The sequence below is a fragment of the Bacillus sp. B25(2016b) genome (assembly GCF_001679765.1).
GTDB classification, from domain to species: domain Bacteria; phylum Bacillota; class Bacilli; order Bacillales; family Bacillaceae_G; genus Bacillus_A; species Bacillus_A thuringiensis_K.
Window position 1 is genome coordinate 3,156,938 of record NZ_CP016285.1, and the last position, 12,058, is coordinate 3,168,995.

Consider the following 12,058-nt stretch of genomic DNA (forward strand, 5'->3'; position numbering starts at 1 on the left):
ATAAAGAAGCTGTTCCTTCCAGCTTCTTTATCTATATAACATTTTTCGCAACAATTTTTATATGTTCTGGTGCGATAATTTCCGTTATGCTTTCTTGGAAATCTTCCCCCAACATTTCTTCCAAATGTTCTAACTGCACTTCAACATGAGTGCATTCTAAATTATGTATATTTAACAGTGCATAATGATCTTTTTTCTTAATTACTAAATATTGATTTTCCTCTGTCACAAGTACAGAACCTAATCGGACTCCTAATAAGCGTTGATCATCAAACTTCATAATTACTTCTCCTTCCCTCATATAAACGAAACTACAATGAAAATAATTACATTTATGGAAAAACACGCTTATTTAGACTATATCATAATTTACTAAAATAGAAATATCTTTTTCTGTTTCAATAAAAATCCCTATTTTTTCATATATTTCGATACAAAAAACTTTCTCAACATGAAATTAGAATTTTCAGTTTTTAATTCTATGAAAATCTATTATAATAAATTTAATAAATGTTTGACCTCTCCTAATTCATGTACATATGGATGATCAGTAGTTATCACTACTGATCTATTTTTTTGATTTCAGAAAGCAAATATGCTGCATCCTTTCCTACACCACAAATAAGTGCGGAACCCCTTTGAGATTGCCACGGTAATCCGATATAATACAATCCTTTTACTGGACTGATTCCCCTTATATGATTAGGAAATCCTTTCTCATTCACTGCCTGTTCAATTTTAATCCAATTATAATTTTGAACAAAACCAGTTGACCATATAACGCTTTCTGCACTATAAATATCACCATTCTGAAACATAATGTTATTTCCTGATGCACTTACTGCTTTTTCTTGCAGTTTAATTGCTCCATTACGAATAAGTTTCTTACCTTCAAAACCGAAAATAGGGTCCTTTCTCTTCTGAAACCATCTTCCCCTCTTTGTATTTATTTCAGCGTACAATAAACCCACTTTTTCTAGCAGATTAAAAATACTTTTTCCGAAAAGTTGTAACGGTAAAAACGTTAAAGGATGACTAATAGACACCGTAACTTCATGCGTTTTTGCAAGTTCTACTGCTATTTGCATCCCTGGATTTCCGCCACCTACTACAAGTACCTTTCCCTGTGGAATTTGCGATGATGATTTATATTGTGATGAATGTATTTGAAAAATATGTGATGATAGATTTGCTGAAACTGAGGGAATAAATGGTTGCTGAAAACCACCTGATGCGATAATAACTTTTTTCGTTTGTAAAATTTCTGTAGGAGTATGTAATTCAAATATTTCTTTTTCTTTCTTTATTTTTAGAACTTCCGTTTGTAATTGTACCGGTAATTGAAAATGTCTTGCATATTCTTCTAAATAAGTTGCAATTTCATCTTTACATGGAAATTCATTGTTTTCACCTATTAACGTCATACCCGGCAAGCTACTGTAAGACCTTGGGGTAAAAAGCTTCAAAGAATCATATCGATTTCTCCATGAATCACCAACTCGTTTTCCTGCCTCAAGTAATAAAAAATTATACCCTTCTTGCTTCAAGTAATATCCCATTATTAATCCAGCTTGACCCGCTCCGATAATAATTAGGTCTTTCATTCTAATCCCTCCTTCTTTTACATATGAATATTTGTTCATATATTCATATGTTTCCATAATCATAACATTTTATTTTTATATAATTCAATATCTACTCAAAATAAAAAAGAGCAGTTTACCATAAAGTAAACTCCCCTTCATTCTATCTTCCCAGTCTTTAGCGCCTGTGCCCAGTCATATCTCTCTTGTTGAACAGCCAATCCAGCAGCTTCTTCCCAATTATAAGGAACTGAAATTTGTTCAATTGTCCATTCTCCCAAAACCTTTTCTATCACTACATATTTTGCATGCGGAGTTCCTGATTCCATTTTATGCATAACAGGTAACTCATCTTTGTATGCTGGAAGTCCTACACTTCCTGGATTTATAATGATCTTTCCGTTCGCTAAATAAACAACTCTAGGAATATGTGTATGACCACATACTATTATTTTTTGTTCTATATTTTGGAGTTGATCCATTATATTTTTTTCATTCTTTAATATTGCACCATTCTCATTCATCTCTTCTAACAAATACACTTCATCTGAAGTTGGCGTACCGTGACAACATAACATATCGTCTACAATAAATTGTGAAGGATGTTGTTTTAACCAACCTATATGATAATTTGTTAATTGATTTTGAACAAAAGTTAGTGTAGCAGATTGCTCTTGTATAGGTTCCCAAAGCATGCGATCACAATTGCCTTTAATATGTATCATCTCGCTACTCATTAATATTTCAATTGTCTCTAAAGGATTTAACGGCCCATACACACTATCTCCTAAATTTATTATCATTTCGACCTTGCGACGTGTAATATCTTTTAATACCGATTTTAAAGCGTGACTATTTCCGTGGATATCTGAAATTATAGCTATTTTCATCTTAATCCCTACTTTAATATATTATTTATAAACATCTGCAGCTAATTCCCTCAAAACTTCTACATTCACTACTTCAAAACAACCATTGTTTTTCTTGATTATATTTTTATCACAAAAGAGATTCAAAGTACGTAATAAATGCCGATAACTCGTTCCTAACAACTCCGCTATTTCCGTTAAATTCCCACTAAACACAATTCTATTTTCATGCTGAACTGCTCGTTCTCCTGCTGCTAACATGTAACTCGCAAGTCTATTTTCAAGTGGATATAGTAAATTAATTGTACTATTTTTTGAAAGTCGATTTAACTTATGTGCTAACGATCCACAAATACATCTTAAAAATTTCGCATCATGAAATAGCTGATTTCTCACTTTCCCTAAAGGTAAAGCAACACAATATGAATCTGCCATTACTTGTACGTTTGAAGCAGTCTTTTGAGAATGAATTAACTCCACATCTCCTAACAGCTGCAAACTATCATAGAAACATAGCAATACAGATTTCCCGTTACTTAATGTATTAAACGCTTTCGCTTTTCCTTCAACGAAGAAAAATAAATACTCTATTTCTTCATTCTCTCTACAAATAAACTCATTCTTTTTAAAAAATATAAGTTCCATATACGGCTTCATATCATGACTAAAAAATGAATCAATATTATTTTGCTTCATATACTCTGCTAGTTTAATAGAATTACATACTTTCTTCATAGTCCCCCACCTTTACAACTCATCCCCATTGTAATCAAAATTTTCTTCTTCCACTATGACATATGTCATAGTAATACACAATTTCAGCATGATACAGTCATTACAAATATGAAAATTAAAGGGGATATTACATTGTATAACTTTCTTTCTGTCTTTATTGGTGTGCTCATCGCCGTTATGCTTCCACTGAATGGGATTTTATCTGAGTTAATTGGGAAGTATACAGCAAGCGTTGTCATTCACCTTGTCGGTTTAATTGCAGTTATCTTCATTTTAATCATAAACAAAAATAAAATTCATTTTGATAAAAGTATTCCACTTTTTCTATATAGTGCTGGTGCGATTGGAGTATTCACTGTCCTTTTTAATAATATAAGTTTCTCCGTCCTTGGTGCTTCTATTACGATTGCATTAAGTTTACTCGGTCAATCTATCGCTTCCATCGTTATTGATCATTTCGGCTTATTAGGAATGAAAGTTGCAAAGTTTGAAAAGAAAAAACTAATTGGATTATGTTTCATCTCTTCCGGAATTATAATCATGACAATTTATTAATGGAGGCAAAAAAATGTTATATATTACGATCGCTATTTTAGCTGGTGTTTCTATCGTTGTTGCTAGAATTATAAACGCGAATTTAGCAGCAAAAATTGGAAATTGGGAAGGCACGTTTTTCAATTATATTACTGGATTATTTTTCTCTATGTTATTTTTAATTTTCAGTTCAGATTCATTGTATATTCCAATGCAGACGTTACAATCTATTCCCATCGCTGTGTACTTAGGCGGATTAGTAGGCGTTATCGTCATTTCACTATCGAACTATATCACTCCTAAAATATCAGCATTTTATTTAACATTACTCATCTTTATCGGACAATTATTTGCGGGGACTATCATTGATTTCATTTTGTCGCATAAACTCTCAATGGGCAAAGTTATCGGTGGCATTTTCGTACTAATTGGTCTCACTTACAATTTACTCGTAGATCGCCCTGTAAAAACTGTGAAGCATAACCAAGTTCAACTATAATACTTTGCGCCTCCCTATCATATATTAATAGAAAAGCTCTTCATACGAAGTAATAGAGAGGAGAATATTCTATTAAGAAAATCATTTTACTGCTCGGTAGCGTATTAATTATTTCTGGAATTGTATGGTTTGTAAACTCGGGAAAATCTATTCAAGATCTGTATACTGCAAATAAGCCGAAAAAGAAAGCTACTATTATTTCAAGCTCGCGAGATCCAAATGAGCCTCCTGTTTTTTTAGGAAAACAGGAAATAAAAGATATACATGTCGAATCAATTAAAACAAAAAAGAATATCTTTCTCACAAAAACAGATGAATTAAAAACGTTTATTAACAGTATGAATACCGCAAAAAAAGGCAAATTAACATTAGATGAAGAAGGATCAGACTTAATAGATTGTGATATGTGGATTACTTTCGAAGATGGAACTTATAAAAAATATTTCATATGGGTAGTTGATCATCACAGCAGCGAAGTGATGATTGCTCAGCAAGATACTCCTGATGATATAAACCTTACGTACTATCAGTTAAACGAAGATAGTTCAAAAAAAGTTTATAATTTATTTAAAAAAATTATTTAAACGAAAAAGTCATGAGCACGCGAACTCATGACTTTTTGCACTATATATACTCCGGGAACACTCTACAACCCTTTTCCTGCTCTATATCATGACCAAAGAAAACAATTGGTTTCTCTTTCGCCACAACTCCTTTTAAACGTTTAATTGAAGATAAAGCTAATTCTGGATCAAATCCTGCGAACGGCACTTCATCTTCAAAATTCTCTTTCGTGTACGATGCATCAATCGTTAATAAAACTGAACCGGATTGCTCCGTCTCAATGAATAGCGACTGATGGCCTGGAGAATGACCTGGCGTATACAATAATTGAACACCTGGTACCACTTCATAATCCCCTTCAATAATTTTGTAGTTCAAATGCGGTAATATACATTCTTTCATATATTCTTCTCTATGAAGTGCTGCCTCATATTCCGTTCGCTGCACAATAATCGGTGTATTTGTAAAAGCACCGTTTCCTCCTGCATGATCAAAATGTAAGTGAGAGCTAATAATATATAAAAGGTCGTCTGGCTCATACCCTACACGCTTTAATATATTCACGATTCTATCTTCTTCAGTCATTTTCGGTAAAATCTGTCCTTCAACAAATGTACCGTTAAAAAGCCCTTCATTATTAACTGCACTTTCTGGCATACCTGTGTCTACTAAAATAGGACCTTCTTCCGTCTCCAGAAGATAACACCACACCGGCAAGTTTAATAGTTTCCCTGGTGCTAACGCACTGTTAACAGACGAATGATCCAACATGCAACGACCTGCTGAGATGAAATAAAGTTTCTTTACTGTCATTATGTATCCACCTTTACATTTAGTTTTGGATAAAGTAATACCGTAAAAAATTCTTCTTTTTAGAAATAAACTCCTTCTAGACTATCAGTACAGCTTACATAAAAAAGAGGGTATTTTTTTACATAGCAGTATTTCACCATCTATAATATAGAGGTAAATGATTCTTACTTTAATGGAGGGATTACAAATGAAAGCAATTGGTTTACATGAATACTTACCTATTGAAGAAGAAAACAGTTTAATTAATCTGGAAATTGAAAAACCTGTTGCCACAGGAAGAGATATACTCGTGAAAATTAACGCTATTTCCGTTAACCCAGTTGATACAAAGGTCCGCTCTCCGAAAGATAAAAAAGAAGATGCACCAAAAATACTTGGCTGGGATGCTAGTGGTGTTGTTGTACAAACTGGCGAAAGTTGTACATTATTTAAAGAAGGAGACGAAGTATTTTACGCTGGAAGCATTACGAGACAAGGTACATATAGTGAATATCATTTAGTTGATGAAAGAATTGTCGGTAAGAAACCAAAAACGTTACATGATGCTGAATCCGCCGCAATTCCTTTAACAGCGATTACAGCATGGGAAGGTTTATTTGAACGTTTAGGCATTGATCATACTAAAAAAGATACGAACTCATTTAAAAACATTTTAATTATCGGCGGAGCTGGTGGTGTCGGTTCAATCGCAATTCAACTTGCGAAATGGGCTGGACTAAATGTAATCGCAACTGCTTCCCGCGGCGAAACGATAGACTGGGTTAAAAAGCTTGGAGCTGACCATACAATTGACCATCATACCCCTTTAAAAGAGCAATTACAAAGCCTTGGATTCAGCGATGTAGATTATATTTTCTGCTTAAACAATACAGATCAACATTGGCAAGCAATATGTGACCTTATTAAACCACAAGGCAAAATTTGCTCTATCGTAGAAAATGAACACCCTCTTGAAATGGGTATTTTAAAAAGTAAAAGTGCTACACTCGTTTGGGAGTTTATGTTTACAAAAGCGATGTATGAAACTGGCGATATGATTACGCAGCACGAACTATTAAATAAAGTAAGCGAACTACTAGATGAAGGCATTTTAAAGACTACTTTAAATGAAACATTCACACCAATTAACGCTGAAAACTTAAAGAAAGCACATGCACTACTTGAAAGCGGGCACACCATAGGGAAAATCGTATTAGAGAAATTTTAATCATGATAGTGACAGATAGTATGTGAAATTATATTAACGATTTTTCGAATATATCTATCATAACGTACAATATATCAACGATTTTTCAAATATATCTATCATAACGTACAATATATCAACGATTTTTCAAATATATCTATCACAAATCAAATTATATCAACAATAAGAAAAGGCTGTTCCAGATGAACAGCCTTTTCTTTATTTACTTGAAATCTCTTTATTGTTTTGAACGTCTAACGGAGCTCGCTTCCCTATTCCAAAAGCATAGAAACTAATTGTAACGATAGCTAAGAAAATAATACCTACAACTAGTGAAATACGAGTATCATCGTTAAACCACATTCCGATTAATACCATAATTAAAAAGGCAATCGTTAAATAGTTTGTAACAGGAGCAAACGGCATTTTGAACGGATGATCTTTCATCTCTGCTCCCTTTTCTTTCCTAAAACGAATTTGACTAATTAAAATGACGAACCATGGTACCATACCAGGAAGTACACTTGCGCTGTATACATATACGAATAAGTTTTTCGGTGCGATATAACTTAATACAACACCAACCGCCAAACCAATAATTACACCAACTGTACCGAATAAAGGTACACCATTTCCAGAAAGTTTTGTGAAATATTTTGGTGCTTGTCCATTTATCCCTAACGTATAAAGCATACGTCCAGCACTATAAATACCACTATTACAACCAGACATTGCCGCTGTAATTACAACGAAGTTAATAAGTCCAGCTGCTGCCGTAATACCAACTTTCGCAAAAGTCGCTACGAACGGGCTACCAATTGTACTTAATTGATCCCACGGATACACAGTTACAATAACGAAAATAGCACCAATATAGAATATTAAAATACGCCAAATTGTACTTTGAATTGCTCTTGTAAGTGTCTTCTTCGGATTTTTCGCTTCACCAGCAGTAATCCCGATTAATTCCACACCTTGATATGCTCCAACTACAAGTGATAATGCAAAGAAGAATCCTGAAAAACCACCTGTAAAGAAACCGCCATTTGACCAAAGATTAGATATACCAATCGCTTCTCCACCGTTACCAATTCCGAAGAAAATAAGACCAAATCCCGCAATAATCATTAATAGAATCGTAACGATTTTAATCATCGCGAACCAAAATTCGAATTCACCAAATGACTTAACTGAAATTAAGTTGGCTGCACCAAGAATAACCATTGCAATTATACCTGGTATCCAAGCTGGTAAATCTGGGAACCAATATTGCATATACGCTCCAACCGCGATAATTTCTGACATCCCAACGATAACCCACTGGAACCAGTTACTCCACGCTGTCATATAACCAGCTAGTGGATGAATATACTTATGACCGAATGTCGCAAATGAGCCTGTACTTGGCTCCATATACAACATTTCTCCCATGGCACGCATGATGAAGAAGATGAAAATACCTGCAATTGCATAAGCAAGCATTACTGACGGACCTGTCCATTTAATCGTGCTGGCTGAACCCATAAACAAACCAACACCAATTGTTCCGCCTAAAGCAATCATTTGAATATGACGTGCTTCTAAACCTCTTTTCAATTCTTTGTTTGCCACTTCACTTCCCCCTCTTAGATGATTCATAGTCGTCGCATTTTAAAACAAGATGCTTTCCCCTAATTCCCTTTGGCCCTGAAAATGATGAAGCAAACGTCATTTTACACTAGCTTTAAAGCTATCCTAAAATCGTTTTGCGCTCCTAATAAAATTCTCAAAACCTTTCATCTTCCAATATTCTATAAATCTTAAAATTACTTACCTTATATTAATTCATTAATCTGAAAAATTCAATTATTTTTTCAATAAATTATTATACATAAGTCTGATTAATTTTTAACTAAATTAACAATAAAATACATCTATTCAATATGATTCCGGCATGTATATTATTACAATATAAATAACCGAGGAGAACATTTTTTCCTTAGTTTCATATCTTAAATACTTCAGCCTTTATTGTTAATAACGTAATTTCCCACACATTCAATTTATATACCAATGAGAAATTTAATATATTAATAAACTACTAACTTCTTTACCCCAGCCAAATTTTGAGGCAGAAACCTTTCTGCCTCAAAACAACGGAATAAAATATAAAAGAATCTCATTAAAAAATGAGACTCTTTTATGATTTCATATTTAAATCGATTTCGAAGTTTGCTTACCAAAGATAAACACCCTAGTAAACACTGCCATTATAACTACAATAACCAGAAAATAAAGTGGCATCACCATTAATGAGCCTGTATGCAGCTGACTCATTCCCCAAATTGTCATCGTTACAATTACATAGTACCCTAAGCTAAACAATGCACCTGCTGTACCAATGACATCTTGAAAATCTACTAACGCTAAACTTAAACAGTTAGGTAACGCTATGCCAATTCCTAATAGCAATATAAACATCGCTATTAAAAATACAACCATATATATTACATTCGGATTTGATCCAACAAACGTAATAACAGATAAAAGGATAGCTCCCCCTGTCATTACAAGACAACCGATATATATAATTTTCTCTGGTTTATAAGTAGCAAGTAAACGCTTTGAAACTTTCGCTCCAACAATAGAAGCAGACGCAACAACAATTCCTAAAAACCCATACGTACTAGGTAATAACTGAAAGTATTCAATAAAGATAAACGGTGCTTCTGCATAATAGCTAAATAAAACACCATTTGCTCCTCCAATTAACAGCCCATATGTTATCACTTTCGGATTTGTAATTAACCTCTTCAAGACTGAAAATACATTTATTTTATTCGTTACTGAGCCCGTTTTTGTTTCAGGAAGAGAAACAAACGTATACAGAAAAATACCGATACTCATAACTACTAAACTTAAAAATACTATTTTAAATCCAAACATTTGATCAAGAAAGCCACCAATTAACGGTCCTATCGCTGGTGTAAAAGCAATGACTGCCGAGATTTGAGCAAACATAACATGCCTCTTATGCCCTTCTACACTTTCACGAAGAATCGTTTGCGTCACAACTGATCCTGCACTTGCTCCAAACGCTTGAATAAAACGACTTACCAATAAAACTTCAATGGAATTTGCAATAAAGCATAAGAAACTCCCAGCGCCATATACGACAATTCCAAATAACATTGCCCGGCGACGGCCAATTATATCTGATAGCCATCCAATAAAAAATACACCTAAAGCAAATCCAGCAAAATACACACTAAGCGTTAACTGCACCTCATTATTACTTACATGTAACGCCTTTGAAATGTCCGGTAAAGACGGTGTGTAAATCGTTTCACTAATTTGCGGAAATGCGACAAGAATAATCATTAACAAAAGTGATGGTACTGAGACTTTTTTCATTTTTCATACCCTCCTATAACTTTGAAAATCTCAGAAATAAAAAGACTTTCCTTAGCTACGGAACAGGAGGGGCCATTATAGAAATCCGGTCATAAAACAACAAAGAAAACACCTCAATTACGTATGTTAATATTAATACTTATAGGAGGGTAATATTAACATCGATTTTTAAATATACTTTTTCAATTATATTACATATTACTTTTATTTTTCTAGTATTAACGTTCAAATGTGCTTTTTATATTAGTGAACAACTTGATACAAACACCTTATTATGGAATAATTAGAAATAGTTTGAATCTATAAACCTAATTATAAAATGATATACTCATATATTCCTAATGTCATAAAGCTGAACAAGTAGGAGGACTTTCGTAATGATTGAAATTTTAAGGACAGTAGTAAACTTTCTAATTTCTCTATTCTCAGGAGAATTACCATTTGTATATTATGTATGGATTATTACCCTATTCCTAATTCAAATAACCCAATCTACTCTAAACTATAAACTCTTTAACAAGAAAGACAATTTCAGCACTTATATATTGGAAGGATTACTTGCTTTTATTATTTTATTGTTTGGAGGAATATTAGTATCTAAGTTACTTGCTTACATAATAGACGATCCTACTATTAATATGACGAATTTAACACATTATTTTGTTTCTCTTATCATATTAACTATATTTGTCGTAATAACCTGTGTTAAAGACTTTATAGAGACATCTATAAAGAATAAAAATATATCTCTTTTTAGCTTTTTAGTAATTTCCTTCATAACAAGTATACTTTCATTCAAGTTTTTATCACCTTTAATTGAAGGTTCTTTTTCTCTTTCTAAATCTTTTATCACCACTTTAATCATTCTTGTAACTATATCAATCCCTCTATTAATTTCCTTAGAGGATAAGTATGCAGACGAAAAGGAAACGGAAAATTTATAGTTTCTCATTTACATAAAAGAAAGAGGGAGCTCCCCTCTTTCTTTTAAATCATCCCTTTTAATATCAATCCTAAAACTGACATTATTATCGCGCTAATAATAATTCGCAAAATCCAAGTAGTGTTTGTACTTATTTTTTCTAATTGCTTATTGATTGTTGCTATGTCTTTCTCATTAATAGTGGTACGCGTTTCTAAATTTCGAATGTCTCTCATAATTTCTTTTTGCTCCGCCTTGAGACTGTCAATTTTAGCGTAAACATCTTCCATATATTCACACCCTCTGTTCATCTTTATAGAAAAATCTATATATATTATGAGACAACCCTCTTACCTGTGAATACATTCCGTATATCAGCGTACCAAATTATTTGTACAATCTAATTGAATCACTCACATGTTTCCATTCTTCTATTTATGAATTAGCGTTAAGATACATTAAAATTAGAAAAGGAATCCCCTGTTTATTTAACAACAAACAAGGTGCAATCCAACATTCGGGAGCACCTACGATAATTTCTATTGTTTTCATATTTACAACTTAATATAATCAGTATGATTTTCTGAAGAATCCACTTTTTGAACTGCTTAAAATATACTAATATGAATACGAAATAGCTGTATTGATAAACTCTCTAGAACAATAAATATACTGGCTGAAACGGATCTGTATCCAATATTTTTTCCAGTAACATGAATGGTTATTTCTGATAAATGCGTTTGTACATCATTGTTTTCAAAAATTTCATTCTCAACCTTTACAATATCTGCTTCACAATCTACTTCTTTAAAAGTTTTCAATAATTTTGTTTCCAATAAACTACAATCAAAGCTCTCATCTTTTATTACGGCAAATTTAACCTTCATATCGATTTCCCCATTTTTAACAAACTAAAATCATTAAATCAATATAAATATATATTATTCTATTAAATAATTC

General features: G+C 32.8%; 14 protein-coding genes. 5 read left to right on the forward strand and 9 right to left on the reverse strand.

Annotation, left to right across the window (positions count from 1 at the left end; translation table 11 throughout):
• Positions 1 to 31: 31 nt before the first annotated feature.
• From BAQ53_RS16090 to yeiL, 4 genes are all read right to left on the reverse strand, one after another.
• Entirely contained in the window at positions 32 to 280 is a 249-nt protein-coding gene (locus BAQ53_RS16090) for a hypothetical protein (protein ID WP_208905872.1), read from the reverse strand.
• Positions 281 to 560: 280 nt separating this feature from the next.
• Positions 561 to 1,604, reverse strand: a complete 1,044-nt coding sequence (locus BAQ53_RS16095; protein WP_208905875.1) for a flavin-containing monooxygenase — start codon at positions 1,602 to 1,604, stop codon at positions 561 to 563.
• Positions 1,605 to 1,741: 137 nt separating this feature from the next.
• Positions 1,742 to 2,473 (reverse strand): metallophosphoesterase family protein, encoded by a 732-nt coding sequence (locus BAQ53_RS16100; RefSeq protein ID WP_089148896.1) that lies wholly within the window; start codon positions 2,471 to 2,473, stop codon positions 1,742 to 1,744.
• Positions 2,474 to 2,494: 21 nt separating this feature from the next.
• Positions 2,495 to 3,187: a transcriptional regulator YeiL gene (gene yeiL, locus BAQ53_RS16105; protein WP_208905877.1), complete on the reverse strand. Its 693-nt coding sequence runs from the start codon at positions 3,185 to 3,187 to the stop codon at positions 2,495 to 2,497.
• A gap of 108 nt (positions 3,188 to 3,295) precedes the next feature.
• Here yeiL and BAQ53_RS16110 point away from each other — a divergent pair, with 108 nt between their 5' ends.
• The 3 genes from BAQ53_RS16110 to BAQ53_RS16120 all read left to right on the forward strand — a co-directional run bounded on the left by BAQ53_RS16110 (position 3,296) and on the right by BAQ53_RS16120 (position 4,804).
• The gene (locus tag BAQ53_RS16110; RefSeq protein ID WP_002181299.1) at positions 3,296 to 3,742 is read left to right on the forward strand and encodes a DMT family transporter; all 447 of its coding nucleotides are present in this window, start codon (positions 3,296 to 3,298) and stop codon (positions 3,740 to 3,742) included.
• Between the two features lie 13 nt (positions 3,743 to 3,755).
• Positions 3,756 to 4,220 (forward strand): DMT family transporter, encoded by a 465-nt coding sequence (locus BAQ53_RS16115; RefSeq protein ID WP_208905879.1) that lies wholly within the window; start codon positions 3,756 to 3,758, stop codon positions 4,218 to 4,220.
• A gap of 89 nt (positions 4,221 to 4,309) precedes the next feature.
• Positions 4,310 to 4,804, forward strand: a complete 495-nt coding sequence (locus tag BAQ53_RS16120) for a YhfM domain-containing protein (protein ID WP_208906962.1) — start codon at positions 4,310 to 4,312, stop codon at positions 4,802 to 4,804.
• Between the two features lie 40 nt (positions 4,805 to 4,844).
• On the opposite strand, the gene aiiA is transcribed toward BAQ53_RS16120, so the two are convergent.
• The gene (aiiA, locus tag BAQ53_RS16125; RefSeq protein WP_208905881.1) at positions 4,845 to 5,597 is read right to left on the reverse strand and encodes a quorum-quenching N-acyl homoserine lactonase AiiA; all 753 of its coding nucleotides are present in this window, start codon (positions 5,595 to 5,597) and stop codon (positions 4,845 to 4,847) included.
• 187 nt (positions 5,598 to 5,784) lie between these two features.
• On the opposite strand from aiiA, the gene BAQ53_RS16130 reads away from it, so the two are divergent.
• Positions 5,785 to 6,804: a zinc-binding alcohol dehydrogenase family protein gene (locus tag BAQ53_RS16130; RefSeq protein WP_000643784.1), complete on the forward strand. Its 1,020-nt coding sequence runs from the start codon at positions 5,785 to 5,787 to the stop codon at positions 6,802 to 6,804.
• Between the two features lie 198 nt (positions 6,805 to 7,002).
• Here the strand turns inward: BAQ53_RS16130 and BAQ53_RS16135 are convergent, their stop codons facing one another.
• Both BAQ53_RS16135 and BAQ53_RS16140 read right to left on the reverse strand, forming a co-directional pair.
• Positions 7,003 to 8,394 carry an amino acid permease gene (locus BAQ53_RS16135; RefSeq protein WP_001284408.1) on the reverse strand — a complete coding sequence of 464 codons (1,392 nt, stop codon included), beginning with the start codon at positions 8,392 to 8,394 and terminating at the stop codon, positions 7,003 to 7,005.
• 582 nt (positions 8,395 to 8,976) lie between these two features.
• The gene (locus BAQ53_RS16140) at positions 8,977 to 10,176 is read right to left on the reverse strand and encodes a multidrug effflux MFS transporter (protein ID WP_000757995.1); all 1,200 of its coding nucleotides are present in this window, start codon (positions 10,174 to 10,176) and stop codon (positions 8,977 to 8,979) included.
• Positions 10,177 to 10,553: 377 nt separating this feature from the next.
• On the opposite strand from BAQ53_RS16140, the gene BAQ53_RS16145 reads away from it, so the two are divergent.
• Complete coding sequence (locus BAQ53_RS16145) at positions 10,554 to 11,120, forward strand: DUF5823 family protein (RefSeq protein WP_000570039.1); 567 nt, start codon at positions 10,554 to 10,556, stop codon at positions 11,118 to 11,120.
• Between the two features lie 43 nt (positions 11,121 to 11,163).
• Here the strand turns inward: BAQ53_RS16145 and BAQ53_RS16150 are convergent, their stop codons facing one another.
• Positions 11,164 to 11,388 (reverse strand): hemolysin XhlA family protein, encoded by a 225-nt coding sequence (locus BAQ53_RS16150; protein WP_000390462.1) that lies wholly within the window; start codon positions 11,386 to 11,388, stop codon positions 11,164 to 11,166.
• A gap of 318 nt (positions 11,389 to 11,706) precedes the next feature.
• Positions 11,707 to 11,985, reverse strand: coding sequence for a hypothetical protein (locus BAQ53_RS16155; protein WP_000865020.1), 279 nt, complete (start codon positions 11,983 to 11,985; stop codon positions 11,707 to 11,709).
• Positions 11,986 to 12,058 lie beyond the last annotated feature (73 nt).